Genomic DNA, 25,835 nt, shown 5'->3' on the forward strand with positions numbered 1-25,835 from the left:
CGCCGAGCGCGCGGCCGCCGAAGATGGCGAGAGAGATAGACTGGCGCGCTCGAGCCGCGCCGGACCTGCTGGCGCCACCCGCTAACCTTACGGGATCGACCCGATAGGCGCCTTGTTCTCCAGGGGAAAGGATCGCGCGCCTAGGCTTGTCGTTGTCCGGCGAGCCGCATCGGGAGCTCGGCGCCGGTGACCATCATTGCCACGACGAGCGCATTGCTGGCGGCGACCGCCCCGGGCGGCGAGGCGGCGACCGCGCCGCCGCCGCAGGCGCCAAGCTCACTCTCCGCGCCCTCCCCTCAGGCAAGCCTCGACGAAGCCGCGGAACGCGCCTCGCGCCCCCAGGCGCCTTCGCTTGACCTCGACTTTCGGCTGGGCGCTTGGAAGTTCCACGGCTACCTGCAGTACGACGGCGCGGCGTACCACCAGGACGCCGAAGGCCCGCCCGACAGCGACTTCCGACGCGGTGGCATCGGCCTTGGCGATCCGCTACGGGCGCGCAATCTCAACGACGGATCCTACCTGCGCCGCGCGCGCCTGGGCTGGGAGGGCACGCACGGCGAGCGCATCGCCTATCGCGCCATGTTCGAGTTCGGCGACGCCGACGAGGCCGGCGAAGCGCGGATCGCCGAGGTATGGGCAAGCTACAACTGGCGGCCCTATTCGATCCGCATCGGCGCCTTCTCGCCCCCGACGAACATGGAGGGCGCGACGAGTTCCGACAGCACGCTGTTCCTGGAGCGGGCGACCGCTGCAGACCTGGCCCGTTCGCTGGGCGGTGGCGATGGCCGGATCGGCGTGACGGTTCGGCGCGTCGCGCCCGGCTCGATGGCCGCCGTCAGCCTGACCGGACCGCAGCTCGACAGCGGCGAGGACTACGCGCCAAGGGCCGCCATCCTTGGCCGCTATGCGCGGGCGTACAAATGGCGGTCCGACTACCGCCTCCACTTCGGCGTGAACGGGACCCTCGTCCTGACGCCCGCCAGCCAGCAGGACGCAGGCCGGCCCGAACGCTTTCCCGTCCGGTTCCTCAGCACGCCCGAAATCGACGTCGACGACACGCCGCTCATCGACACCGGCGAGATCGACGCCGACCAGGCCCAGATTCTGGGCTTCGAATTCGCCGCCCAGAGGAAGAACTTCTATCTCCAGGCCGAGGCCTTCCTGTTCGGCGTCAGTCGTCACGGCCCCGAGCCGGGCGACCCGCGCTTCTCGGGGTTCTACGTTCAGGGCAGTTGGATTCTGACGGGCGAAACCCGGCGTTTCGACCAATCGCTCGCCGCCTTCTCGTTTCCCAAGCCGCTCGCGCCCATTGGCGGCGGCGGCTGGGGCGCCTTGGAGGTGGCGTTCCGCTTCAGCGCCATGGATCTCAACGACCGCGAGGGCGCAGCAGGCCAGCCCACGCCGGCCGGCGGCGTACGCGGCGGTCGCCAACAGATCCTGGGCGCCGCCCTGCTCTGGTATCCGCGACCGCGCGTGCGGCTGATGGCCAACTATCTCCACGTCGACGTGGACCGGCTGAACCCCTCCGGCCTTGCCGACCCGGACCCCTTCGGCCCGCCGCCCGCCACGCCGCCGCCGGGTGTGCAGATCGGCCAGACCTTCGACATCCTCGCCGTTCGCTTTCGGTACTCGTTTTAGGAGAACCAGATGCCCGAAGCTTCCCCCTCGCCCGAGTTGACCGCTGCGATCACCGCCAGGGACGTCGCGATGCGCGACGTCGAACGCACGATGATCCAGATCGTGCAGACCTCGATCTCGATGATCGGCTTCGGCTTCACGATCCACGCCTTCCTGCAGAACGCCGACGCCCGCGCCTCCATCGGCGTCGATCTGGATCTGGTGGCCCGGCGCATCGGCCTGGCGCTGCTCACCTTGGGACTGCTGAACCTCGCCTGGGGCCTATGGAACCAGTCGCGCTACCAGGCCGTGGTCCGGCGCCGATTTCCGCTTCCCGCCGGGGTCGGCGGCTACCGCATCCGTTCCACCTTCGTGGTCGCCAGCCTGCTGCTCGCGACAGGGGCCGGAGCCTTCGTCACGACGCTGTTCCGTTAAGTCGTGCCATCGGCTGCGGCTGCTCGGTATTCCACCTGATAGCCACGCAGACACCTGTTCGCCAAGGTCGCGGTCACGCTCGTCGACTGAGCGGCAAATGGAGGGCTGGTAATGGTTCAGTATTTGAACCGCCCGGTGCGGAACGGGGCTTTCGCAGTTGCAACGCTCGGTCTTGGGTTCGCGGGCGCGGCGCACGCTCAGGATGCACCCAATTTTGAGATCTACGGGTTCGCGCAAGTAGACTACGTGCAGGACTTCAAGCGCGTCGACCCAGACTGGGACTCCACGCTTCGTCCGTCGAAGATCCCGACGGTCGACGGCCTCTTCGGCGACGACGGTCAGAGCGTCATCAGCGTCCGCCAATCGCGGCTCGGCGTGCGTGCCCGCCAGCCTGTCGCCGGCAACGACCTGTTCGTGCGCTTCGAGTTCGACCTTTTCGGCGTCGGCGGGGACGCCGGGCAGACCACCTTCCGCCTGCGCCACGTCTACGGCGAATGGGGCCCGATCCTCGCGGGCCAGACCAACAGCGTCTTCATGGACGGCGACAGCTTCCCCAACACGATCGACTACTGGGGACCGAACGGCATGGTCTTCCTGCGCAATCCGCAGATCCGCTACACGTACAAGACCGGATCGCACCAGTTCGCAGTCGCCGTCGAGCAGCCATCCAACGACATCGATCCCGGCAACGTTCGGCTCATCGACTCCGACATCGCCAGCGGCCTGCAGGGCGACGAAGAGTTGCCCGACCTGACCGCGCACTGGCGCTACAACGGCGACTGGGGCCACGTCCAGGTCGCCGGCATCCTGCGCCGGGTCGGCTTCGAGACCGCCGGCACGCCCAACAACGAACCCTCCGACAGCAAGACCGGCTGGGGCGTCAACGTCACCTCCAACATCAAGGTCCTGGAGAAGGACGTCATCCACCTCGCGGCTGTCTATGGCGAGGGGATCGCCAGCTACATGAACGACGGCGGCACCGACCTGGCGCCGGAAGCCGACCAACTGAACGCGCCCCCACCGGTCCCGGGCGGTCTGCCGCCCATCGGACTGCGCGGCGACGTCGTGCCGTTGTTCGGCGTGGTGGCCTACTACGACCACTACTGGAACGATCAGTTCAGCTCTTCCATCGGCTACAGCCGCACCCAGGTCGACAACACCAACTTCCAGGAGCCCACCGCCTTCCAGACCGCGCAGTACGCCTCAGTCAACCTGCTCTACACGCCGTCGGACAAGATCATGATGGGCGGCGAATTCCTCTGGGGCACGCGCGAAGACAAGGACGGTGAGGAGGGCGAGGATTACCGCCTCCAGGTTTCGTTCAAATACAACTTCTCCAGCAACGACTTCCGCTGATCGAGAGCAATCCGATGACAACCTACAACGCTTCGCGGCGCGACCTCGCCAAGGTCATCGCCTTCATGGGCGCCGCCGCGGCGACGCCGGCCCTCGCCCAGCCCCGCGCCGCCGCTCCCGGGAACATCGACGCGGCGGTCAAGGCGGCCCACGCGCAGTACAAGAGCCTGAACGAAGGCAAGAACGCCGACTACATCCCGGCTCTCGCCCAGGTCCCGTCGCACTACTTCGGCATCGGGCTCGTCACGCCGACCGGCGCCTCGTCCTTCGTCGGCGACATCGAGCCGAAGTTCTCCATTCAGTCGATCTCCAAGGTTTTCACCCTCGCCCTGGTGTTCCAGGAATCTGGCCAGGACCTGGTTGAAAACAGCATCGGCGTGGACGCCACCGGCCAGGTCTTCAACTCGATCGTCGCCGTCGAACAGTTTCGCGGCAAGGAGATGAACCCGTTGGTGAACCCCGGCGCGATCGCCACGACCGGCATGGTCAAGGGGTCCAGCGCCGACGAGGTCTGGCGCAAGATCCTTGGCATTCACAGCGACTTCGCGGGACGCCAGCTCGACGTCGATGAAGTCGTCTACAAGTCCGAAGCCGACACCAACCAACGCAACCGGGCGATCGGGCAACTGATGTCGGCCTATGAGCGGTTCCCAGGCGATCCGGCGCAGGCGACTGACCTGTACACCCGCCAATGCGCGATCGCGGTGAACGCCAAGGATCTGAGCATCATGGCCGGAACTCTGGCCAACGGCGGCCGAAACCCCGTCACCCGCAAGCAGGTCATAGACCCACGCCACGTGCCGGGCCTGCTGGCCGTCATGGCCACGGCAGGCCTCTATGACGACAGCGGCAAGTGGCTGTTCCGCACCGGTTTGCCGGCCAAGAGCGGCGTCGGCGGCGGCCTCATCGCGGTTTCGCCCGGCAAGTTCGGCCTCGGAACCTTCGCCCCGCCTCTGGACGCCGCGGGCAACAGCGTGCGGGGGCAGCGCGCCATCGCCTCGATATCCAACACACTGGGCGGCAACCCCTACTCCGTGCAGCCCGTCTAATCGGAGGAAGCCATGCGGAACGGCGAAGCGTCCAACGCGCTGTCCCGGCGCATAGCTGGCGCCGTTCGGATGCTGGCTGTCGGCTTGTCGGCATGTTCAGCCTTGGCCGCCGCGCAAGGCGCGCAAGCGGCCGAGCGCTGCGTTTTCAGCGACTCCCACTTTCACCTCACCAACTACATTCAGGAAGGCCCCACCGCCGGCCAGGCCCTGAAGGTCATGGGCGACAAGCTATGCCGCTCGACGTTGTTCGGAATCCCGCTGCAGCAACAGTGGGCCTATCATATCAGCGGTGACATCGCCCCGGCGTACTACCTGGAGAGCGACGCGCCCCTCTACTATTACTCCTTCACCGACGCCGCGATCGCCGCCGCCTACAACGCCTTGCCGCCAGCCGACCGTGCGCGCTTCGACCCCATGATCACTGGCTTCAATCCCGCGGACATGTACGCCGCCGATCACGTGCGTCGCGTGTTGACGACCTATCCGGGCGTCTTCTCGGGCATCGGCGAGTTTTCGATCCACAAGGAGTTTGTCTCGCCGAAGATCGCCGGCGGTCCAGCGGGGCTCACCGACCCTGCGCTGGCGCGCCTGCTGGACTTCAGCGGCGAGGTTGGGCTCGTGGCGATCCTCCACAACGACCTGGTCATGCCCTTCACCAAGGACGACAAGGTGCGGCCCTATTTCGAGCAGCTGCGCGCCCTGCTCGCCCGGCACCCGCGCACCACCATCATCTGGGCGCACATGGGTCTCGGCCGGATTGTGACGCCCGTGAAGTCCCACGCCGCGCTCATTGAGGAGATGATCAATGACCCGGCCCTCAAGCATGTCTATTTCGACATCTCTTGGGACGAGGTCGCCAAGTACGTGGTGGCCAGCGAAGAGGCCACGCAGATCACGGCCGACCTCATAAACCGGCATCCAGACCGTTTCCTGTTCGGCAGCGACGTCGTCGCGCCGACGACAACCGAGAAGTACATGTCGGTCTACGAGATGTACCAGCCGCTTTGGGCGAAACTCACCCCGACGGCCCGCGAGAAAATTCTCAAAGGCAACTATGCGCGCATATTCGACACCGCGCGCGTTCGCGTGCGGGCCTGGGAAAAGGCGAATGTCGGGGCGGCGGCGCGTTAAGCGCCCGCTAAGGCGGCGGTTGCCCTTGGCCTGGATCCGGGACCGTCACATAGACCACGGTGTCACCCTGATAGCGCGGCTCGTAATACATGCCGCCGCAATAGTAGTAGGACGAGTAATAGGCCGAGCAGCCGTAGGGCAGCGAATGGTACATCGAGCCATAGACGGCCGCTGACGTGACCGCCGCCGCCGTTCCGAAGGCTATGCCCGCGCCGATTGGGTGATCGTCCCAGCCGCCCCAGCCCCAGTCATTGTCGCCATCGATATTGATGTCGTTTCCGACGTTGATATCGCCACGATTTATGTTGTTTCGGCCACCGTCTGCGCGCGCGGGCAACTGCCCCGCATTCGGCCGGTTGCCAGCATAGCCGCCTGCGGGACGACTGCCGGCGTACGCGCCCTGCCCCGCCGCCGGCCGGTTTCCCGCATACGCTCCCTGGCCGCCTGAAGGCCTGGAGCCCGCATAGGCGCCTTGCGTACGGCTACCGCCAGAGCTCGACCTGCCGGCCATGGAGCCGCTGCTTTGTCTGGGCGGCGCACTCATGCTGCGTGAGCTCCCCCCCATGGAGCCACGGCTCATCGAAGAGCCCCGGCTCATGCTCGACATGCCGCCGCCGCGGACGCCGCCGCCGCCGCGCCCCCGCGCATAGCTGTCGAACGCCGCCATGCAGACGATGGAGACAATCGCCGCCCCTAGGGTGGCCCGATACATGTGCGCCTTGGACATGGTCTTGGCCTCTTCAGCGCTGCGCCATCAGCCGGATCGGCTTGGCGTCGCTTGCCGGTGTGAAGGTGAAGTCCTGCTGCGTCAGCTTGGGGTTCTCCGTCCAGGTCAACCGCGCGACATAGGTCGGGCCGGTCGGATCCGTCCGGTCGATGATGACCAGCTTCTTGGGCAGCGGCCGATCGCCCTTCTGGATCCAGATCTGCCAATCCATGTCCTTCTCGCGGAAGGCGTAGTGTTCGGTCGGGACGCCATCGATGGTCGCCGGGCCGACGACGAAGCCGGAAATCAGCTGGTCTTCTCGCGTCTTGTCGCCGTTCCAGTGGAACAGGTCTTCGAGCGGCAGAGATATCCCGTACCGATCGTGGATCGCGTCCAGGGTCGCGACGTTGGTCGCCGGCGCGTCGACCGTCGCGTAGTACTTCAGCTCCGGGGCCGAGACGGTGAACGTCTTGCCGTCGTAGACGAACCTCCGGTTCTTGATGTCGCTCTTCAGCTCGATGACGAAGCCGTCGGGACGTCGGACCTTGTAGTCAGTCACGCCGTCCAGCTGCAGCCGCTGACCATCGACCGTCACCAGGTCCAGGGTCGTATTGGCCGTCAGTCCGAACGTCTTGAGGGTGTCGAGGTAAGCGCCCATGCGCTTCAGCGCCTTCAGCGCGTCCTCTTCTACTTCGGTGGGGGGAGGCGCCTGCGCTGCCGCGCTCCCAGCTCCAAGGCAGAGCGCTACGGCAGTGGCCAGGGCGGTGAGCATCCGCATCGTCAGTCCCCGAGCTTTGGGGCCGCCGATGCGGCCCACATCGATCGGATGTTGTCTTCCCAACGCGGCCCGGCCGCCATTGGTAGAAACCCTAGTTCCGGCTGACGGATGACCTCGGCGCTTCCGCGCGCACATCGCTGGTGGGCCCGGTAGGACTCGAACCTACAACCAGACCGTTATGAGCGGTCGGCTCTAACCATTGAGCTACAGGCCCCTGCAGCGACGCAGGGCTGCGGGTTACCATGACCTGCACGCGCCTTAAAGCTGCCGTTCAGCTTGGCTTTGTCAGAACATGCAACCTCCGCTCGTCGCTCGGCGTTCGGAGACCTCAATCCCGCCCGTCAGGCGGGCGTTTCTGGAGATTTCGATGAAGACCTTCGTCCGCGCCGGCGCTTTGGCCCTGATGCTCGCCACCGCCGCCGCGCCCGCCGCCTTCGCTCAAACCGCTCGCACCTCGGCAGACTCGATGTTCCAGACCACGACGCTCAATCTGTCGGCCTACGGCGAAGCCCGCGTGGCGCCGGACAAGGCGACCATCAACCTCGGCGTCGTCACCGAAGCGCCGACCGCCGCCGGCGCGCTGGCCGCCAACAACGAGCAGATGAACTCGGTTATCGCCGCCCTGCGCAAGGCCGGCATCGCCGAGAAGGACATCCAGACCTCGGGCCTGAACCTCAACGCCCAGTACGACTATGTGCAGAACGAACCGCCGAAGCTGCGCGGCTACCAAGCCTCCAACCAGGTGACGATCACCGTCAACGACCTCGCCAAGCTGGGCGTGGCCGTCGACGCCACGGTCAAGGCCGGCGCCAATCAAGTCAACGGGATCTCCTTTGGCCTGAAGGACCCGACGGCCGCCGAGAACGCCGCCCGTCAGGACGCTGTGAAGGCCCTGACCGCCAAGGCCGACCTCTACGCCAAGGCCACCGGCCATCGGATCAGCCGACTGGTGAACCTCAGCGAAGGCGGCGGCTACATGCCCTCGCCTCCGCCCGCGCCGATGATGGCCTATGCGCGTATGGAAAAGGATTCCGGCGGCGCGCCGATCGCCGCCGGCGAACTGAACGTCCGCGTGGACATCACCGGTCTCTACGAAATGTCGCGCTAAGTCGTGGGCCCTTCCCTTCGGGGGAGGGCCTACTTCGCCCCGAGGCCAGCCCTTGCGAAGGCGGTCTTCAGCTTGTCGGCGATGACCACGCCCGGCGGCACGAGGTCGCCTTCCATGACCGCGGCGTAGGTCAGCTCCCCGCCTTCGATCGGCCCGGCCGCCCACGCGACCAGCCGAGAACCGTCGGCGTTGCTGCGGCAACTCGCGGTCTGCGCGGCGCCCGCCGTCGGCGCGGCGCGAAGCAATTGTTCAACGGTTCGAACGCCGGGGTCGTCGCAGCCCGGGAGCTTGCGGCCGCAGACCACGTGGGTCCCGTACTGGTAGACGACCTTGCCCTGCTCGGCGATCAGCACGCAGGTGCCTGGATCGCCGATGGCGTCGGACACCGCCTGATCCAGCACGTACTTCTTGATCCCCGCCGGGGCGCTCGGCGCGCAGCCGCTGAGGACAGCGACCGACAGACCAAGCGCGGCCAGCAGGCGCATCACGCGGCCTGCTTGATCTCGTTGCCGTCATCCAGCAGCACGACGCTGGGCGAGTAGTTGCGGGCCTCTTCGGCCGGCAGCATGCCGTAGGTCACGACGATCACCTTGTCGCCCTTTTGCACCAGGCGAGCGGCCGCGCCGTTGACGCCGATCACCTTGGATCCGCGCGGCGCTTCGATGGCGTAGGTGGTGAACCGCGCGCCGGTGGTGATGTTCAGAACGTCCACTTGTTCGTGGGGAAGAATGCCTGATGCGTCCAGCAGATCGCGGTCGATCGCGATGGAGCCTTCATACTCAAGATCGGCCTGAGTCACCGTCGCGCGGTGAAGCTTGGCCTTCATCAGGGTCACCAGCATAGGCGGTCCTTCCAAGTGCGGCGCACAATCCCTCCAAAACGAAGGGCCGCCGGATATAGCGTCGATTGCCCAACACCACAATTGCGGCGGCGCAGCAAGGTTGACCTAACGGCAATATGTCGCGGGCGAACAACGCTCTCTGGGATGACATATACCCAATGAAATCCGCCATTTACCCGCGCCGATTCGCGCAGAAGATCAGGGCGTTCGATTGGTGACAAACGCGTGAGCGGACGGCGCGTCAACCGCCTGCTCCATGAACCCGGAGATATCGTCCAGCACGCTCGCCCGGTCGCGGAACGGCCTCGATATCGCGGCCATGATCTCATTGTGTCCGACGCCGGGATAGCTGCGGGTCTCGACCCTGCCGCCCGCCGCGCGCATGGCCTGGCCCAGCGCATCGGTGTCGCGCGGATCGACGATGGTGTCGGCGTCGCCGGTGATCAGCAGCATGGGCGGCGCATTGGGGTTCGCCAGCCGCACGGGCTGAGTGCCCGCCGGATCGCCGACCCCGAACACGTCGGCCATATGCCCCTCAAGCGGCAGGAAGTCATACGGGCCGGCGATGCCGACGATCCCGGCGATCCGCGCCGGGTCCACGCCCGCCTGGCGCAGATAGCTGGGGTCAAGACCCAGCATGACCGCGTTGTAGGCGCCGGCCGAGTGTCCCAGCAGGACGATGCGCGAGGGGTCGCCGCCATAGGCGCCGGCATGATCGACCGCCCAGCGCACGGCCTGGGCGCTGTCGTTCAGGAATTCGGGAAACCGCACCTGCGGATAGAGACGGTAGTCCGGCAGGACCACGACGAATCCGCGCGCGGCCAGCGCCTGCGCCACCCAGCCGTAGTCCCACTTGCGACCCCGCTCCCAGCCGCCGCCATAGAGGAACACCGCCACGGGGCGCGCAGCGCTGATCTGACGCGGCGCGTAGACGTCCAGGGTCTGACGCCCCAACGCGCCATACGACTGGCTCCTGGCGGTCAGGAGCGCCGGATCGCGCGGCGTGAAGGTCGCGAACACGCCCAGCGGCGTGCAGGCGGCGCTGGCCGCCGCCAGCAGAGCGACGACGCCGACACGAAGCGATGCGGACATGCGGCGGACGTTACGGACCATGCCTCACGGGCTAGGGCCTTTTCCCTTCGGCCGCAACCAAGGCCTGAGCGATGCGCTTTGTCGGGTGACGCAAGGAGCAGTTCCCATGTCCACGCCCGCCCACTCCGGTGAAACCATCACCATCTTCAAGGTCGAACCGCGCGATCGAAGCGGCCTGGTCGTGATGTCGCCCTCGCAGTCCCCCGACGGCAGCCTCGCCGACCGGCATTCGGCCTATCACGAGAACCTCTCCCCGCCCTTGACCTGGACGGAGGTTGAAGGCGCCGAGAGCTATGCCCTCATCGTCGAGGATCCGGATGCGCCGATGGAGAAGCCCTTCATCCACTGGATGATCTGGAACATTCCCGCCGAGGCTGGAGGCCTTCCCGAAGGCGTGCCCCAGGCGCAGTACATCGACCCGCCGCACCCGATCATCCAGGGCCGCAACGACTCCGGCGACTATGGCTGGTTCGGCCCGCGCCCGCCGGTCGGCCATGGCGTGCATCGCTACTACTTCCAGGTCTTCGCCCTCGACCAGAGACTGGAAGTCGGGCCCGACACCCCGCTGACCGAGCTCCTCAACATCCTCAAGGGACACACGGTGGCCCAGGGCGAGATGATGGCCACCTACGAAGCGCCGAGCCGGCAATAGTTCGAAGAAAAAGTATGTTGACGCCCTCCACGTCAGTCGGGTCATAGCCCTGGAAACGCTGCGGCGAAGTGACCGCGGCCGATCATCTGGCGAGGCGACATGGACGGCGATCTGGCTCTGGGCGGCTTTTCTTCCGACGGTCTGGCGGCGATCCCCGCCTCTCTGCAGCCGATCGTCGATGCGGGCGACCTGTCAGGCTTCGTGACCCTGCTTTGGCGCAAGGGCGAGGTCGCCCAGGTCAACACGCTTGGCTATCGCGACGTGGCCGGGCAGGCGCCCATGACCCGCGACACCCTCTTCCGCATCGCGTCCATGACCAAGCCGATCACCTCGATCGCGGTCCTGATGCTGATGGAGGAAGGCAAGCTTCGCCTCGACGATCCGATCACCAAGTGGATGCCCGAGTTCAAGGACATGCAGGTCCTGAAGTCGGCCAACGGCCCGGTTGACGACGCGGTTCCGGCCGCGCGCGAGATCACCGTCGACGATCTGATGACCCATCGCTCGGGTCTGGCCTACGCCTTCACCTCGATGGGACCGATCGCGCAGGCGCATGAGGCCGCGCTGGGCTCGCCGCTGGGCGGTCACCTGTCCCCCGATGCGTGGCTGAAGGCGCTGGGCGGACTGCCCCTCTCCTACCAGCCCGGAGATCGCTTCCACTACAGCCACGCCACCGACGTGCTCGGCTTCCTGGTCGGCCGCGTATCGGGCATGGGCTATCGCGAGTTCATCATGGAGCGGATCCTGAAGCCGCTGGGCATGAACGATACCGACTTCTGGTGCCCGCCCGAGAAGCGCGACCGGATGGCCAAGCTCTACCGGATCAATCCGAAGACCGACGCGATGGAGGACATCTCCTTCCCGCACCTGCCCGGTCCGCCGGAGTTCTGCGCCGGCGGCGGCGGCCTGATCTCGACGGCCGACGATTACCTGCGCTTCGCCCGCATGATGCTGAACGGCGGCGAACTGGACGGCGTGCGCTACGTCAAGCGCGAGACGCTGGAGCTGATGCGTGAGAACCGCCTTACGCCCGAGCAGCGCCAGGCGCCGTTCATGGGCATCCCGTTCTGGCTGGGCCAGGGTTTCGGCCTGGGCGTCTCGGTGATCACCGACCCGGAGAAGCAGGCCTGGATGGGCGCGGGGTCGGAGGGTTCGTTCGGCTGGCCCGGCGCCTTCGGCACCTGGTGGCAGGCCGATCCGGTCGAGGACATGGTGATGATCTACCTGATCCAGAACTCGATCCCGCTGGAGCCGGAGGCCGCCTCGCAACTGGCCACCGGCCAGCGCATGGGCGGGCGCGCCGCGCTGCCGGTGTTCCAGAAACTCACCTACGCCGCGCTCGGCAGGCCGCTCTAGAAGGTGTTGCGGCCGGCCACGCACATCGGCTGACCCTCAAACATCGCGCCAAGCAGGCTGCCGTTCTTGACGGCGGCCTTCCGCGCCCGCTCGTAGGCCCGGTTTTCGGCCGGCGGCCTGACGCCGTCCGGGCAGATCGCGATATCGACCTGCGTGCCGGTCCGGCAGGTGCAAAAGTCCTCGCGCTTGTCGAGGCGGCTGGCCGGCACAGTGCACGACACGGGCAGGGTCTGGCCGCTGACGTCCAGGCAGATGATCGTCTGGGTCGGCGGGTTCTGCGACAGCGGGGCCTGGGCCAATGCAGCGCCGGCGGAGGCGACGAGCGCCGCGGCGGCGATCAGGGCGGTGCGGATCATCGGGCAATCCTCCAGTTCGACTTGACCATAACACCCGGCGAGCCTTGCAGGTTTCAGGATCCGCATGGTGAGCGCGGTCTTCATCATACGGCTGCGCAAAGGCTTAACCGCAAGGGTGCATGCTGCAAGGCGGAAGGGGCCCGCCATGGATCCGATCGCCACCGCTCAGTACGGCATGCTTGCGGCCAGCCGCCGCTTTGACGCTTCGGCCAGCCGCGTCGCCCGCATGGGCGTCGAGGGCCAGAGCGTCGACCTGCCGGCCGAGGTCGTCGAACAGATCACCGCCCAGACCGCCTTCGCCGCCAACGCCGCGGTGATCCGCAGCGCCCAGGACATGGCCGGCAAGCTCCTCGACGTTCTCGCCTAGCTTTGACATCCGGCGCGCGGACCGGTAGCGCCGGGCCATGAGCCTGCGCCCCCTCTTCGTCACCCAGGTCTATGAAGCCAGCCTCGCCGGCGAGCGCGGCTTTGCAGACTTCAACGCCGAACTCGAAGACGCCTGCCGCATGCTGGCGGACGAGGACATGGCCGGCCAGGCCTGGTGCCGCGACCACGGCTACGGCGGCTACACCTCCTACGCCTCGCTGGACGACCTGCCGATGCGCGCCAGCATCTTCGAGGATCTCAAGCGCAAGCTGGACAAGCACGCGGGCGCCTACGCCAAGGCGCTGCACCTGGACCTCGGCCGCCGCCGACTGAAGCTGGACAGCCTGTGGGTCAACATCCTGAAGCCCGGCGCGGCGCATTCGGGCCACATCCATCCGCATAGCGTGCTGTCGGGCACGGTCTATGTCGCGATCCCGAAGGGCGCCAGCGCCCTGAAGCTCGAGGACCCGCGCCTGCCGCTGATGATGGCCGCGCCGCCGCGCGAGGCCGACGCGCCCGAGGACGCGCGCAGCTTCATCTACCTTCAGCCCGAGCCGGGCACGGTGTTGATGTGGGAAAGCTGGCTGCGGCACGAGGTGCCGGCCAACGCCGCGCGCAAGGAGCGGATCTCTGTGAGCTTCAACTACGCCTGGCGCTAGCGGCGGGCGCAGGCGCCGGGCTGTTCTTCCTGCTGACGGTGATTGACGTAGGTCTTGCCGTTGAAACGCACCACCGGAAAGCAGAAGCCCGGACCGCCCAGCACGATGTCCGGCCAGCCGCCGACGCCCTTGGTCGGCAGGAACTCGGGGATACCCTGGGACTGGAACAGCGTGCGCCAGCCGCCCGCGGCCGTGCGTTCCATGATGTAGAAGCCCTGGCCCGTGTTTCCGTAGCAGAAGGTTCCGGTCTCGGTGACGATGACCTCCGGACGCCCGTCACCATTGAGATCACGGATGTCGCTGGCCTCGATCACCGCCTCGCAATTGCCCTCGCCGCCAAGCCAGCGGCCGCCCTGCGAAACGAAACCAGCCGCACGCAGGGCCGCTGTACGGTCAGCCGCCGGGACGCTGGCTAGCGCGGGCGCCTTGGCTGTCGTCTGCGCATAGGTGGGGCCGGAGACGACCAGAGCCGCCGCCAATGCGCCAATCATCATCCAGTGCATGTCGCCCTCGCCTCAGACCTGAGAGCGCAGCCTGCTCGCATATCCAGGTTCTGTCACCGCCTGCCGAACAGGGTCCCGAAGAAGTCGCCCGAGTTCCAGGCGGGCCGGGCATCGGCGTCGGCGACCTCGCGAGCGATCTCGTAGTTGATGGCGGCGAACTTCGCCCCGGCGGCGTAGTCGATGGGTAGCGAGAGGTCGTCGCTGGGCTTGTGGTAGTGGTCCTTCAGGAACGTGGTGAAGGCCTCGCGGCCGCCGTTCTCGAAGCCGGTCATCAGGAACACCGAGGGCACGCCCTGCTCCACGAACCGGAAGTGGTCGCTGCGGGTGAACAGCCCCTCTTCGGGCAGCGGATCGGGCGACAGCTTGACGCCCATGCGCGTCGCCGCCCGCAGCACGGCCGGCCCGAGCGTCGAGCGCTCCGCCCCGAACGCCACCACGTCGATGAAGTCGTAGGTGAGGATCGGCATGTCGAGGTTGATGTTGGCGACGATGGGCGCGCGCGTCGGCGGATTGCGCGCGAAGTAGTCGGCGCCGACCAGGCCCTTTTCCTCGGCGGTGTTGAGCAGGAACAGCAGGGTGCGGCGCGGCGGCTTGCCCTCGACGAAGGCGCGGGCGACCTCCAGCGTCGTCGCCACGCCGCCTGCGTTGTCGAGCGCGCCGTTGTTGATCGAGTCGCCGTTGACCGGCGGGGTGACGCCGATGTGGTCGAGATGCGCCGAGAGCACGACGACCTCGTCCTTCAGCTTCGGATCGGTCCCGTCGATCCGGCCGACGACATTGGCGCTCTCCACGGTCTTCAGCTCGGTGTTGACCGTCGCGTCCAGGCCGAAGGGCAGCGCAAAGCGCGGGGCCGCGCCCTCCTCCGCCGCCTTGACCACCTGGTCGTAGGACTGCCGCGCGCCGACGAACAGCTTGGCTGCGCCCTTGACGCTCAGCGTGCCGAGGTCAGGCGTCGCGGCGCCCGGCGCGAAGGCAGCGCCGGCTGGCGTGCGCCAGGCCATGCCCCAGTTGCGCCATTGCCGTGCGCTGTTGGCGAAGGGCCGCCGGGTCTCATCCGAGGGCGCCATGATGGTGATGAAGCCGACCGCGCCCCTGGCCTCGGCCGCCAGGCGCTTGGTGCGCGTCCCGGCGTAGTAGGCCCGCTCCTCGGTCTGCAGGTTGCTGGGCGCGCCGCTGAGCGCGACGACGATCTTCCCCTTCACGTCGAGCCCGGCATAGTCGTCGCGCTGGCCCGTGCGGACGCCGTAGCCGACGAACACCAAGGGCGCGGCGACATGGGTGATCGGGGCGTTGGGATTGCGGCCTGGCAGGTAGTCCTCGCCGAACACCAGAGGCTGGACGCCCGCCTTTGAGGTCAGGGCCAACTTGCCCTCGTCGGCCGGACGCGCCGCGGTCATCGGCACGCGCTGGAAGTAGGTCCCGTCCGCCGCCCCGGGCTTCACGCCGATCTGGGCCAACTGCGAGGCGACATAGGCCGCGGCGATGTCGAAGCCCGGCGTGCCCGCCTCACGCCCCTGCAACAGGTCGTCGGCCAGGAAGGCGACATGAGCCTTGATACGCTCGGCAGAGCGCGTGTCGGGCTGGGCGCTGGCCGCGGTCGACAAGGCCGCAACGCTGGCCGCGCAGACCAGAATCCGCGCCAGATTTCCGAAAAGACTCATGAAAACGCCCTCGACCAACCTCCGCGGAGCTTAGTCGAGGGCGTCCAGGCGCTGCCAGCGCCGAATAGTCCTAGCTGTCGAGGAAGCTGCGCAGCTTCCGCGAGCGCGACGGGTGCTTCAGCTTGCGAAGCGCCTTGGCCTCGATCTGACGGATCCGTTCTCGGGTGACGCTGAACTGTTGGCCGACCTCTTCGAGGGTGTGGTCGGTGTTCATGCCGATCCCGAAGCGCATGCGCAGGACGCGTTCCTCGCGCGGCGTCAGCGACGCCAGCACGCGGGTGGTGGTCTCGCGCAGGTTCGACTGGATCGCCGCGTCGATGGGCAGGATCGCGTTCTTGTCCTCGATGAAGTCGCCCAGGTGCGAGTCCTCTTCATCCCCGATCGGGGTTTCGAGGGAGATCGGCTCCTTGGCGATCTTCAGGACCTTGCGGACCTTTTCCAGCGGCATGGCCAGCTTTTCGGCCAGCTCTTCCGGGGTCGGCTCGCGGCCGATCTCGTGCAGCATCTGGCGGCTGGTGCGGACGATCTTGTTGATCGTCTCGATCATGTGCACCGGGATCCGGATGGTCCGGGCCTGGTCGGCGATCGAGCGGGTGATCGCCTGCCGGATCCACCAGGTGGCGTAGGTCGAGAACTTGTAGCCGCGGCGATACTCGAACTTATCGACCGCCTTCATCAGGCCGATGTTGCCCTCCTGGATCAGGTCCAGGAACTGCAGGCCGCGGTTGGTGTACTTCTTGGCGATGGAGATCACGAGGCGCAGGTTGGCCTCGACCATTTCCTTCTTGGCCTGACGGGCTTCGCGTTCGCCCTTCTGGACGGTCTGGACGATGCGGCGATAGTCGTCGATCGGCACGCCGGTCTCGGTCGCCAGCGCGGCGACCTCGGCCCGGATGTCGCCGATCTGGCCGGCGTCGTTCTCGACGAACTTGGTCCAGCGAACGCCCAGCGGCTTCACCTGATCGGTCCAGTTCGGCGACAGCTCCTGACCGAAGTAGGCCTTGAGGAATTCCGAGCGCGAGATGCCGTAGCTGTCGGCCAGGCGCAGCAGGCGGCCTTCAAGGCCCATCAGGCGCTTGTTGATCGCGTAGAGCTGCTCGACCAGCGCCTCGATGCGGTTGTTGTTCAGCTTCAGCGTCTTCAGGTGCTGAACGATGGCCAGCGAGGCGGTGGTGTAGGCCTTGCGGTCGGCGTCCGAGAGGTCTTCGCCCTTCAGACGCTTGCCGACGAGCTTTTCCTGCAGGGCGCGGAAGGCGTCGAACTCCGAGGCGATGGCGTCCAGGGTCGCCATGACCCCTTCGCGCAGTTCGCCTTCCATGGCGCTGATGGTCGGTCCCGCGCCGTCATCGAAGTCGTCGTCGTCCTCGGCGCCTTCGGCCTTGGCGACAGCTTCCCCGTCCTCGGTGGTCTCTTCCTCCTCGGCTTCAGCCTCGGCCGCGCCGGCCAGCTCGGCCGCCGCAGCGTTGGCGCCGCCGTAGGTCTGTTCGAGGTCGATGACCTCGCGCAGCAGGATGCGGCCCGAACCGAGTTCCTCACGCCACACCATGATGGCTTCGAAGGTCAGCGCGCTTTCGCACAGACCACGGATCATCGTGTCGCGGCCGGCCTCGATGCGCTTGGCGATGGCGATTTCGCCCTCGCGCGACAGCAGCTCGACCGAGCCCATTTCGCGCAGGTACATGCGCACCGGGTCGTCGGTGCGGTCGTAGGCCGGCTCCTTGGTGGTCTCGACCACCGCGGTCTCTTCACGGACAGCGACTTCACCGCCCTCGGCGTCCTCTTCGGCCTCGACGACGTTGACGCCCATCTCGGAGAGCATCGCCAACGTGTCTTCGATAGCCTCGGAAGTGACTTCCTCAGAGGGCAAGACCTTGTTCAGCTCGTCCATCGTGACGTAGCCGCGGGCCTTGGCCTGCTTGATGAACTTCTTGACGCCGGCGTCGGTAAGGTCGAGCAGCGGGCCGTCGCCGCCAGTCGATTCAGTGGTTTCCGCTTCAGCCGTGTTCGTGCTCATCTAGGTCTCCGGATTTCGGCCAAGCCCCGTGCAAGAGCTGGGCCGAAGATGCTTCAATAGCGAACAGACGGTCGTATTCTCTTACGACCCTTCTCCCGCCCAAATCGTTCCCGTTCTGATCGCGCGTTTCAGTGTGTCGCGCTCGCCTTTGAGACGCTCGAGTGCTTCCATGTCGGAACGACCGCTAAGGTTCCCCTTCGCGGACGCAATAGCCTCGTCGAGCGCCACGAGCCGTGAAAGGCCCGCAAAAGCTTGCGACCACTGGGATCTAGCGACGTCGAGGGAGACATCCGGTTTCATGATGGGCGCGCCCGATTTCGCGGCGGCCCGGTCGATGTCTGTCAGCAGCGCAGTAAACCCGCAAGACGCCAGATGGCGTGCGAGAGTCGCGGTGTCAAGATGATCAGCGTCCAATCTGAAACTGATGATCTCGGTCATCAGCTTCGCCAGAGCTTGCACACCGAAGCCTTTGGCGAGGAACGAGTTCTCCAGATGTTCGTCCAGCACGCTGGGATCGCCGACCGCGTACTTGGCCAGAGTGGCGGCCACCGGATCGATTGAAAGCGCCAGCCTCTGGGCGGCAGCGCGCCCCGCCTCGGTCGGCGCCGGATCTATCCACTCGCGCCCGCCGCCGCGCCAACCTCTTGAACCGCCTGCGTTTCCACGTTGCGGCCGGCCGCCCTGCTCGGAGACCGAGCGCGCCTTGGGACCCGTCGCATCGAAGCGCTCCATCAGCGCCTCGCGATAGGCCTGCTGCAGATCCTTGTCGGCGATCAGGCCGGCGGCGTTGCGCAACCGGTTCTTGAAGCCGGCGCGTCGTTCGGGCGTATCGAGGGGCTCCAGATCGTGCTCGCGGGTGAACAGCGCGTCGACGAAGGCGGTCGTCTGCGACAACTGGGCGCGGAGGGCCGGCGCGCCCTGCTCGCGCAGCACCTCGTCCGGATCCTTGCCGCCCTCGACGATGGCGAACTTGAAGCTCTTGCCGGGCTTGAGCAGCGGCAGCGCGCGGTCGATGGAGCGCGAAGCGGCCTGGCGGCCCGCCCGGTCGCCGTCGAACGACAGGGTCGGCTCGCCGTGCAGCCGCCACAGCATCTCCATCTGCTCTTCGGTGAGGGCGGTGCCCAGCGGCGCGACGGCGGCGACGCCGGCCCGCTGACAGGCGATGGCGTCCATGTAGCCTTCGACCACCACCAGCGCCGGCGTTTCGTTGCTCGGCGCCGCGCCCAGGATCTTCCGCGCCTCGCCTATGCCGTAGAGCGTGCGCCCCTTGTGGAAGAGCGGGCTTTCAGGGCCGTTCAGGTACTTAGCGCGGGCCTGAGGGTCCATCGCCCGGCCGCCGAACGACAGGATACGTCCGCGGTGGTCGGAGATCGGGAAGATGATCCGGTCGCGGAACCGGTCATAGGGCGCGCCGCCCTCCTCCGGCGCGATCAGCAGCCCGGCCTCGACCAGTTCACCCGGTCGCGCGCCCTTGGTGACCAGATAGTCCTTCAGCGCCGTTCGCCCCGGCGGCGAGAAGCCCAGCCGGAACCGGGCCCACTCGGACTCGGGCAGCCCGCGGCGTTCCAGATAGGCCCGCGCCTCCTTGCCCTCCGGCCGGCGCAGCGCGCCCTCGAACCATTGGGCGGCGGCGTCCATCCAATCCGACAAGCCCTGACGCTGGCGTTCCTGCTCGGCCGAGCGAGGATCGGCTTCGGGCATGGTCAGGCCCGCTTCGGCCGCCAGCCGCTCGACCGCCTCCATGAAGGTGAGACGCTCGGTTTCCTGCAGGAAGGTGATCAGATCGCCGTTCTTGCCCGACGAGAAGTCGAAGAACTGGCCCTTTTCGTCGTTCACGTAGAAGGAGGGGGTCTTCTCCTTGTTGAATGGCGACAGGCCCACATACTCCCGCCCCTGCTTGCGCAGCTTCACCGTCCGCCCGATCACATCGGAGGGGCGGAGGCGGGATTTGATCTCATCAAGGAAGTGTTCGTCGACGCGCACGGCGACAATGATACAGCGCTCGCGGCCCAGGCGTAGCCCCTGGCTCAACGATCCATCAATCCGGAGACCGGCGTCTCCAGTTCGACCTCCACGCCGCCTGGCCGATAGCGCCGGGCGACGGTCCCCTCGGGCGAAAGCCCCAGGTCGATCAGGCGGCTGCCAAAGCCGCTGGCGGTCGGGGGGCGCACGGGCGGCCCGCCGCTCTCGCGCCAAAGCAGGCGAAACGTCTCGGCGTCCACGGACCAGTCAAGATCGACCCGCCCCTCCGGCGTCGACAGCGCGCCGTACTTCGCCGCATTGGTCGCAAGTTCGTGCAGCACTAGCGACAGGGCCATGGTGGTGCGCGGGCCGATCTTGAGGTTCGGGCCCGTCAGATGAAACTGCCCCAGGCTGGCCAAGGGCGCGAGCGTACCCTCCATCACGCCGCGCAAATCCACCGCGGACCAGTTTCGCCGGAACAGCGCGTCATGGGCGTGGCTCATGCTGACCACGCGATCGAGGAACTCTTCGACCAGGCCCCGCTCGGCGACCTCCTTTAAGGATTGGGCTGCGACCGCCTGAACCGTGGCCATGGTGTTCTTCAACCGATGGCCCATCTCCTGGGCCAGTGTGTCCATGTCGGCGTGCGCCCGGACCGTCTCGGTGGTCTCGATCACCGTGTCCATGATCCCGCCGATGGAGCCGTCAGCGAGCCTCAACGGGCTATAGCAGAAGGTGAACCAGGCCTGCTCCGGTTGGCCCGCGCGGTTGATGGTCAGGGGATAGTCTTCAATGAAGGTGGCCTCGCCTGCATAGGCCCGCCGGGCGATCGGCCTGATCTCGTCCCACACCTCGGACCAGACCTCGGCGAAGGATCGCCCCAGCGCCTCATGCTTCTCCCCCAGGATCGGCAGGAACGCGTCGTTGTAGATGACGATCATGTCCGGTCCCCAGACCACGGCGGCGGGAAAACGCGATTCGAGAATGAAGTTCACCAGGGTCTTGAGTTCGACAGGCCAGGCCGCGACGGGTCCCAGCGGCGTCGTCTCCCAATCGAACGCGCGCACCAAGTGGGCCATGCGACCCTCGGCGAACACGAAGGTCGCCGGCGGCGGCTCCTCACTGGGCCAGTGCATTCGACCCGATCCCATCCAAAGGCGACGGCCGGCCGTGGTTTGCGACTGAAGCGACTTTACGCTCGTGCGGTTACCTCGTACCGGCATAGGCTCAAGTCTTTCAATCAGCAGAGGTTCCCGATGGCTTCCGGTCTTGTCGCGCTGCTGGACGATGTCGCGGGCATAGCCAAGATCGCGGCTGCGTCGCTGGACGACGTGACCGCTGCGGCCGGCAAGGCGGGCGCGAAGGCCGTCGGGGTCGTGGTGGACGACACCGCGGTGACCCCCGGCTATGCAATGGGCTTCACCCCCGATCGTGAACTGCCGATCGTGCTGCGCATCGCGATCGGATCGCTGCGCAACAAGCTGTTGTTCCTGCTGCCCGGCGCGCTGCTGCTCAGCGCCTTTGCGCCGTGGGCGGTGACGCCGCTGCTGATGCTGGGCGGCGCCTATCTCTGCTTAGAGGCCACCGAGAAGATCATCGAGGCGTTCAGCGGCCACGACGAGAGCGACGAGCCCGAGGAACTGGCCCTGTCGGGCAAGGACCTGGAGAACCAGAAAGTCAGCGGCGCGATCCGCACGGACTTCATTCTATCGGCCGAGATCATGGCCATCGCCCTCGCCGACGTCTCCGACCGGCCCCTCGCCATCCAGGCCGGCGCCCTGCTGCTGGTCGGCGTGGCCATCACCCTCGTTGTCTATGGCGTGGTCGGCCTGATCGTGAAGATGGACGACATCGGCCTGCACATGGCCAAGGGCAAGACGCGGTCCGGCAAGGCCCTGGGCCGCGGCCTGGTCAAGGGCATGCCGGTAGTGATGAGCTGGCTGACCGTCGTCGGCACCGCCGCCATGCTGTGGGTCGGCGGCGGCATCATCGTCCACGGGCTGGAGCACTTCCACTTCACGCCGATCCCAGTCTGGGTCGAGGGCGCCTCGCACTGGGCCGGCCAGGTTCCGGCGATCGGTCCGGTGACCGGCTGGCTGACCTTCGCCGTCGGTTCGGCGGTGGTCGGCTTCGTCATCGGCGCGATCATCGCCGCGGTCATGCACTTCCTGCCCAAGCGCAAGGCCGCGCACTAGACGCTCGGCAGGCGCGCCAGCTTGTCGGGATTGCGGACCAGGTAGATCGCCGCCAGCTTGCCGTCCTCGCCGGGCTGGAAGGCGACGGTCATCGGGCCGTCCTCGCGCTCCATGATCACGCCGGGATAGCCGTTGATCCGCACCGCGCGGAAGCTGAGCGGCCAGAGCGGGGAGTAGCCCGACCGCCACGCGATGCCTTCCAGCAGTCGGATGATGTCGTCTCGCCCGGTCATCGGCCGAAGCGCCGCCGTGCGCTTGCCGCCCCCGTCGGAGATCAGCACCGCGTCCTCGGCGAGCACCGAGGACAGGGCCTTCATGTCGCCCTGGGCGGCGGCGGCCATGAAGGCGGCGGCGAGCTTGGCCGCGTCCTCCTGGCTGACCGTGAAGCGCGGGCGGTTGTCCTTCACGTGGGTGCGGGCCCGGGCGGCCAGCTGCCGCACCGCGGCCTCGTTGCGGCCCAGGGTCTCGGCGACCGAGGCGTAGTCCTCGTCGAACACGTCGTGCAGCAGGAAGACGGCGCGCTCCAGCGGCGAGAGCCGCTCCAGCGCCAGCAGGAAGGCGACCGAGACGTCCTCGGCCCGCTCGACCGGATCGACGGTCAGTTCCTCGATCAACGGCTCGGGCAGCCAGGGGCCGCGATAGGCCTCGCGCTGGGCCTTGGCCGAGCGCAGGCGGTCGATGCAGAGCCGGCTGGTCACGCGCACCAGCCAGCCGGCGGGGTCGAGGATCTCGTCTTCGGAGCGGGTCCAGCGCAGCCAGGCGTCCTGAACCACGTCCTCGGCCTCCGCGACCGAGCCCAGCATGCGGTAGGCCAGGCGCAGCAGCCGCGGGCGCTGGGCTTCGAAGATGTCGATGTCTGCGGCCATGATCGCGAACCCTACGCCGCCAGCGGCGCGTGGGCCACGGGGGCGGCGACGCCGTCCACGACCACCCTGGAACAGGCCTTGCCGTAGCCCAGCGCATATTTCAGCGTCGGGTACATGCGCGAACTGGTGAGCGCCAGGCTGAGCGCCACCAGGCCCTTCTCGCCCCAGCGGCCGACCACCTCGTCGCGCAGCGGGTCGGCGGCGGCCATGTCGCGCGCCAGGCTGGCGCGGGCGAAGCGCCAGGCGAGCGCGGCGTCCGGCCCCATCGCCGCCTCGTCGCCCGCCAGGATCGCGCGCAGGATCTGCGGCGCGACGCCTTCGGCGGCGGCCATGTCGGCGACGATCTGGGTGCACGGGCCGCAGTCCTCGGCCAGGGTTCCGACCAGCTTGGCGGCGGCGATCGCCGCGGCAGGCGCGGCCTTGGCGTCGGCCATGGAGCTGACCAGCCCGAAGCGGAGCAGGCTGGCCGGGCTGGCGGCCAGGACATGGCGCATGTAGCTGGCGTCATAGCCCCATTGGCGTTCCATCTTGCCGATCTGGCGGGCGAGCAGGGCTTTCAGCATGAGGCGGTCCTTTCAGACGGGGCGGCGGAAGACGGCGATGGCGGCGGCGATCAGGGCCGGCGCATAGACGCCCGGCAGGTCGCGTATGAGGTTGGCGACCGGGTCCGACGAACAGCTGGCGTCGAAGACGTGGATGCCCGCATGCAGCGTCAGGAAGGTCGCGCCGGCTGCGAGCGCGGGCCAGCCCTGCGCCGGACGCCATGCGAACCAGGCCAGGCCTGCGGCCACGACCAGGTAGGCCGCGCCGATGTCGCGCACGAAGTGGGGATTATAGGGGCCCGTGGCGATCACGCCGGGGACGGCGTTGTACCACCAGAACGACCCGAACAGCATGGCTAGGGCGTTGAGCCCCAGCAGCACGGCGAGAGCGCCAGCCAGGATGCGCGACATGTGATTTCTCCGAACCATCGCAGACAGGACGGTTTGGAGGCGGCGGCTGTGACATGCCGCGCAGAAAATCGTCAGCCGAGCGTGGCGATCCAGGCCGGCAGGTCACGGATGCTGGCCAGCTCGGCGAAGCGTGCGTGGCCCTCGGGCGCGTCGGCCATCTCATGCGCCCAGATCAGCGGATAGGGCACGTAGGCGCCGTAGGCCCCAGCCTCGATGGCCGGCAGAATGTCCGAACGCATCGAGTTGCCGCACATCACCGCCTCCTCCGCGCCGGTGCCGTGGCGGGCGAAGACGCGCGCATAGGTCGAGGCGTCCTTCTCGCTGACGATCTCGACGGCTGCGAACAGGTCGCCGAGGCCGGAAGCCGCCAGCTTCTGCTCCTGGTGCAGCAGATCGCCCTTGGTGATCAGGACCAGGCGGTAGTGCTTGGAGAGCTCGGCCAGGGTGTCGTCGACGCCGGGCAGCGGTTCGACCGGCTCGCTCAGCATCTCGCGGCCGGCCGCCAGGATTTCGCGGATGACGTGGCCGGGCGGCTCGCCGCCGGTCATCTCCATCGCGGTCTCGATCATCGAGAGCGTGAAGCCCTTCACACCGTAGCCATAGAGCCGCAGGTTGCGCTTCTCCACCTCGGCCAGACGTTTCTCCAGCGTCGCCTTGTCGGTGACGTCGGACAGCAGTTCGCTGAACCGATCATGGGTCAGGCGGAAGATGGTCTCGTTGTGCCAGAGCGTGTCGTCGGCATCGAGGCCGACCGTCGTAATCGTCACTTGCGCGCCTCTTGCGCTGGAGGAGGCGCGCCATCTAGCAGACCTGCGCCGGTTGGCGAAGACGGCGGACGACGAGGCGTGAAAAACGCCGGCTGTGCTGTCAGCACGACCGCCGCCCCCGCCGCCGCCGAATTAAGCCTATGCCGCAGGCGGATGCGCACGCGGCGCCCAATTGATAGGCGCCGGACAAGTTTCACACGCTGGACGCGAAGTCGGCAGGAACCCTTCAAGCCCCGCCGGGCCATCAGATGTCGAACTGTTTCGTTGGGGTGGCGGATGCCGAAGGCGGGTCTTCGGGATTGGGTCGGACAGCTCGCGCGTGGCCTTCGTCGCCTGCGCGGAGGGCGCGCCCTCGCCCACGCCCAGGCGCAGGCGGACGTCGCCGGCCAGCGGCTGCGCGAGGCGCTGGACCTTCTTCCCGAAGGCATCGTGTTCCTGGACGCCGAGGGGCGCTACCTGCTCTGGAACAAGCGCTACGCCGAGATCTACCACCGCTCGGCCGACCTATTTTCCTCACAGGTCACCCTGGCCGACACCCTGCGCACCGGCGTGCGGCGCGGCGACTATCCCGACGCCATCGGCCGCGAGGAAGAGTGGCTGGCCGCGCGGCTGGACAAGCTGAAGAACCCGACCGGCGAACGGCACGAACAGCGGCTGGCCGACGGCCGATGGCTGATGATCGAGGAACGCCGCACCGGCGACGGCGGCGTCATCGGCCTGCGCGTCGACATCACCGAGATGAAGCGCCAGGCCGCCGCCCTGGAGGACGCCCTGCACCGGGCCGAGGTCGCCAGCCGCGCCAAGACCGAGTTCGTCGCCGACATGAGCCACGAACTGCGCACGCCGCTGAACGGCGTCGTCGGACTGATCGGGGCGCTGGAACGCACGAAGTTGTCGGCCGAGCAACGCGGGCTGGTCGCCGACATCCAGGACTCCGCCCGCCAACTCGACCGGCTGGTCGCCGGGCTGCTGGACTACGGAGACGCCGCGCACGAGGCCGACGCCGCCCATCAGCCGATCCAGGACGGCGAGGCCCCGCCCCTGCGCATCCTCGCGGCCGACGACAACCCGACCAACCGCAAGGTGCTGGAGCTGATGCTCGGCGCAGCCGGGGCCGAGGTGACCAGCGTCGAGAACGGCGAAGAGGCGGTGGAGGCCTGGCGGCGCGGCGGCTTCGACCTGGTGCTGATGGACCTGCGCATGCCGGTGATGGACGGCCTGACCGCGATCCGCGCGATCCGCAAGGCCGAGGGCGCCGGCCTGCCGCGCGCGCCGATCATCGTGATCAGCGCCAACACCTCGCCCGACGACCTGAAGTCCTCCACCGAGGCCGGCGCCGACCGCCACATCGGCAAGCCGGTCAGGGCCGAGGCGTTGTTCGAGGCGATCTCGGGCGTGCTGGCCGACTGAGC

The 25,835-nt window shown here is 67.5% G+C and carries 27 protein-coding genes and 1 tRNA gene; 12 read left to right on the forward strand and 16 right to left on the reverse strand.

Features of this window, described 5'->3' with window-relative positions; genetic code table 11:
- Nucleotides 1-186: 186 nt before the first annotated feature.
- The 5 genes from ASC79_RS10095 to ASC79_RS10115 all read left to right on the forward strand — a co-directional run bounded on the left by ASC79_RS10095 (nt 187) and on the right by ASC79_RS10115 (nt 5,588).
- Nucleotides 187-1,638 (forward strand): OprO/OprP family phosphate-selective porin, encoded by a 1,452-nt coding sequence (locus tag ASC79_RS10095; RefSeq protein ID WP_162244278.1) that lies wholly within the window; start codon nt 187-189, stop codon nt 1,636-1,638.
- Between the two features lie 9 nt (nt 1,639-1,647).
- Nucleotides 1,648-2,052, forward strand: coding sequence for a DUF202 domain-containing protein (locus tag ASC79_RS10100; RefSeq protein WP_056025461.1), 405 nt, complete (start codon nt 1,648-1,650; stop codon nt 2,050-2,052).
- A gap of 111 nt (nt 2,053-2,163) precedes the next feature.
- A complete protein-coding gene (locus tag ASC79_RS10105) occupies nt 2,164-3,408 on the forward strand; it encodes a DcaP family trimeric outer membrane transporter (RefSeq protein ID WP_156378467.1) in 1,245 nt (414 codons plus the stop codon).
- Between the two features lie 14 nt (nt 3,409-3,422).
- Complete coding sequence (glsA, locus tag ASC79_RS10110; RefSeq protein WP_082532060.1) at nt 3,423-4,457, forward strand: glutaminase A; 1,035 nt, start codon at nt 3,423-3,425, stop codon at nt 4,455-4,457.
- Nucleotides 4,458-4,469: 12 nt separating this feature from the next.
- Nucleotides 4,470-5,588, forward strand: coding sequence for an amidohydrolase family protein (locus ASC79_RS10115; protein ID WP_200937155.1), 1,119 nt, complete (start codon nt 4,470-4,472; stop codon nt 5,586-5,588).
- A 7-nt stretch (nt 5,589-5,595) separates the two neighbouring features.
- Here ASC79_RS10115 and ASC79_RS21060 read toward each other — a convergent pair whose 3' ends face one another.
- The 3 genes from ASC79_RS21060 to ASC79_RS10130 form a co-directional block, all read right to left on the reverse strand.
- A complete protein-coding gene (locus ASC79_RS21060; protein WP_156378468.1) occupies nt 5,596-6,315 on the reverse strand; it encodes a hypothetical protein in 720 nt (239 codons plus the stop codon).
- 13 nt (nt 6,316-6,328) lie between these two features.
- Entirely contained in the window at nt 6,329-7,072 is a 744-nt protein-coding gene (locus ASC79_RS10125) for a DUF2092 domain-containing protein (protein WP_056025467.1), read from the reverse strand.
- A gap of 138 nt (nt 7,073-7,210) precedes the next feature.
- Nucleotides 7,211-7,286, reverse strand: a tRNA-Ile gene (locus ASC79_RS10130).
- Between the two features lie 153 nt (nt 7,287-7,439).
- Between ASC79_RS10130 and ASC79_RS10135 the strand changes: the two genes are divergently transcribed.
- Nucleotides 7,440-8,180, forward strand: coding sequence for an SIMPL domain-containing protein (locus tag ASC79_RS10135; RefSeq protein ID WP_056025470.1), 741 nt, complete (start codon nt 7,440-7,442; stop codon nt 8,178-8,180).
- A gap of 29 nt (nt 8,181-8,209) precedes the next feature.
- Here ASC79_RS10135 and ASC79_RS10140 read toward each other — a convergent pair whose 3' ends face one another.
- The 3 genes from ASC79_RS10140 to ASC79_RS10150 all read right to left on the reverse strand — a co-directional run bounded on the left by ASC79_RS10140 (nt 8,210) and on the right by ASC79_RS10150 (nt 10,113).
- Complete coding sequence (locus ASC79_RS10140) at nt 8,210-8,665, reverse strand: hypothetical protein (protein WP_056025473.1); 456 nt, start codon at nt 8,663-8,665, stop codon at nt 8,210-8,212.
- On the reverse strand, nt 8,665-9,021 hold the full coding sequence (gene panD / locus ASC79_RS10145; protein WP_056025476.1) for an aspartate 1-decarboxylase: 357 nt from the start codon (nt 9,019-9,021) through the stop codon (nt 8,665-8,667). The genes ASC79_RS10140 and panD overlap by 1 nt, the downstream gene beginning before the upstream one ends.
- A 198-nt stretch (nt 9,022-9,219) precedes the next feature.
- Nucleotides 9,220-10,113: an alpha/beta hydrolase gene (locus ASC79_RS10150; RefSeq protein WP_082532126.1), complete on the reverse strand. Its 894-nt coding sequence runs from the start codon at nt 10,111-10,113 to the stop codon at nt 9,220-9,222.
- A gap of 106 nt (nt 10,114-10,219) precedes the next feature.
- Between ASC79_RS10150 and ASC79_RS10155 the strand changes: the two genes are divergently transcribed.
- Both ASC79_RS10155 and ASC79_RS10160 read left to right on the forward strand, forming a co-directional pair.
- Entirely contained in the window at nt 10,220-10,765 is a 546-nt protein-coding gene (locus ASC79_RS10155) for a YbhB/YbcL family Raf kinase inhibitor-like protein (RefSeq protein WP_056025484.1), read from the forward strand.
- A 99-nt stretch (nt 10,766-10,864) separates the two neighbouring features.
- Nucleotides 10,865-12,121 (forward strand): serine hydrolase, encoded by a 1,257-nt coding sequence (locus ASC79_RS10160; RefSeq protein WP_056025487.1) that lies wholly within the window; start codon nt 10,865-10,867, stop codon nt 12,119-12,121.
- Here the strand turns inward: ASC79_RS10160 and ASC79_RS10165 are convergent.
- The gene (locus ASC79_RS10165; protein WP_056025490.1) at nt 12,118-12,477 is read right to left on the reverse strand and encodes a hypothetical protein; all 360 of its coding nucleotides are present in this window, start codon (nt 12,475-12,477) and stop codon (nt 12,118-12,120) included. The two genes, ASC79_RS10160 and ASC79_RS10165, sit on opposite strands and share 4 nt — an antisense overlap.
- Nucleotides 12,478-12,622: 145 nt before the next feature.
- Between ASC79_RS10165 and ASC79_RS10170 the strand changes: the two genes are divergently transcribed.
- Nucleotides 12,623-12,844, forward strand: a complete 222-nt coding sequence (locus ASC79_RS10170) for a flagellar basal body rod C-terminal domain-containing protein (RefSeq protein WP_056025494.1) — start codon at nt 12,623-12,625, stop codon at nt 12,842-12,844.
- A gap of 37 nt (nt 12,845-12,881) precedes the next feature.
- Nucleotides 12,882-13,502, forward strand: a complete 621-nt coding sequence (locus tag ASC79_RS10175) for a TIGR02466 family protein (protein WP_056025496.1) — start codon at nt 12,882-12,884, stop codon at nt 13,500-13,502.
- Here the strand turns inward: ASC79_RS10175 and ASC79_RS10180 are convergent.
- From ASC79_RS10180 to ASC79_RS10200, 5 genes are all read right to left on the reverse strand, one after another.
- Nucleotides 13,499-14,005 (reverse strand): hypothetical protein, encoded by a 507-nt coding sequence (locus ASC79_RS10180; protein ID WP_200937157.1) that lies wholly within the window; start codon nt 14,003-14,005, stop codon nt 13,499-13,501. The two genes, ASC79_RS10175 and ASC79_RS10180, sit on opposite strands and share 4 nt — an antisense overlap.
- A 53-nt stretch (nt 14,006-14,058) precedes the next feature.
- Nucleotides 14,059-15,666 carry a M28 family metallopeptidase gene (locus tag ASC79_RS10185; protein ID WP_056025499.1) on the reverse strand — a complete coding sequence of 536 codons (1,608 nt, stop codon included), beginning with the start codon at nt 15,664-15,666 and terminating at the stop codon, nt 14,059-14,061.
- Nucleotides 15,667-15,736: 70 nt separating this feature from the next.
- Nucleotides 15,737-17,680, reverse strand: coding sequence for an RNA polymerase sigma factor RpoD (gene rpoD / locus ASC79_RS10190; protein WP_056025503.1), 1,944 nt, complete (start codon nt 17,678-17,680; stop codon nt 15,737-15,739).
- Between the two features lie 81 nt (nt 17,681-17,761).
- Entirely contained in the window at nt 17,762-19,663 is a 1,902-nt protein-coding gene (dnaG, locus tag ASC79_RS10195) for a DNA primase (RefSeq protein ID WP_056025792.1), read from the reverse strand.
- A 44-nt stretch (nt 19,664-19,707) separates the two neighbouring features.
- The gene (locus ASC79_RS10200) at nt 19,708-20,778 is read right to left on the reverse strand and encodes a sensor histidine kinase (protein ID WP_056025504.1); all 1,071 of its coding nucleotides are present in this window, start codon (nt 20,776-20,778) and stop codon (nt 19,708-19,710) included.
- Nucleotides 20,779-20,898: 120 nt separating this feature from the next.
- On the opposite strand from ASC79_RS10200, the gene ASC79_RS10205 reads away from it, so the two are divergent.
- Nucleotides 20,899-21,837, forward strand: a complete 939-nt coding sequence (locus tag ASC79_RS10205) for a DUF808 domain-containing protein (protein ID WP_056025508.1) — start codon at nt 20,899-20,901, stop codon at nt 21,835-21,837.
- On the opposite strand, the gene ASC79_RS10210 is transcribed toward ASC79_RS10205, so the two are convergent.
- The 4 genes from ASC79_RS10210 to ASC79_RS10225 all read right to left on the reverse strand — a co-directional run bounded on the left by ASC79_RS10210 (nt 21,834) and on the right by ASC79_RS10225 (nt 24,423).
- Entirely contained in the window at nt 21,834-22,703 is an 870-nt protein-coding gene (locus ASC79_RS10210) for a sigma-70 family RNA polymerase sigma factor (RefSeq protein WP_056025510.1), read from the reverse strand. The genes ASC79_RS10205 and ASC79_RS10210 overlap by 4 nt on opposite strands.
- An 11-nt stretch (nt 22,704-22,714) precedes the next feature.
- On the reverse strand, nt 22,715-23,266 hold the full coding sequence (locus ASC79_RS10215; RefSeq protein WP_056025512.1) for a hypothetical protein: 552 nt from the start codon (nt 23,264-23,266) through the stop codon (nt 22,715-22,717).
- A 12-nt stretch (nt 23,267-23,278) separates the two neighbouring features.
- Nucleotides 23,279-23,656, reverse strand: coding sequence for a hypothetical protein (locus ASC79_RS10220; RefSeq protein WP_056025515.1), 378 nt, complete (start codon nt 23,654-23,656; stop codon nt 23,279-23,281).
- 71 nt (nt 23,657-23,727) lie between these two features.
- On the reverse strand, nt 23,728-24,423 hold the full coding sequence (locus tag ASC79_RS10225; RefSeq protein ID WP_056025518.1) for an HAD family hydrolase: 696 nt from the start codon (nt 24,421-24,423) through the stop codon (nt 23,728-23,730).
- A 276-nt stretch (nt 24,424-24,699) separates the two neighbouring features.
- Here ASC79_RS10225 and ASC79_RS10230 point away from each other — a divergent pair, with 276 nt between their 5' ends.
- Nucleotides 24,700-25,833 (forward strand): response regulator, encoded by a 1,134-nt coding sequence (locus ASC79_RS10230; RefSeq protein ID WP_056025521.1) that lies wholly within the window; start codon nt 24,700-24,702, stop codon nt 25,831-25,833.
- The last annotated feature ends 2 nt before the right edge of the window (nt 25,834-25,835 follow it).

Origin of the sequence: Phenylobacterium sp. Root1290 (assembly GCF_001425305.1) — a bacterium.
Taxonomy (GTDB): Bacteria; Pseudomonadota; Alphaproteobacteria; order Caulobacterales; family Caulobacteraceae; genus Phenylobacterium.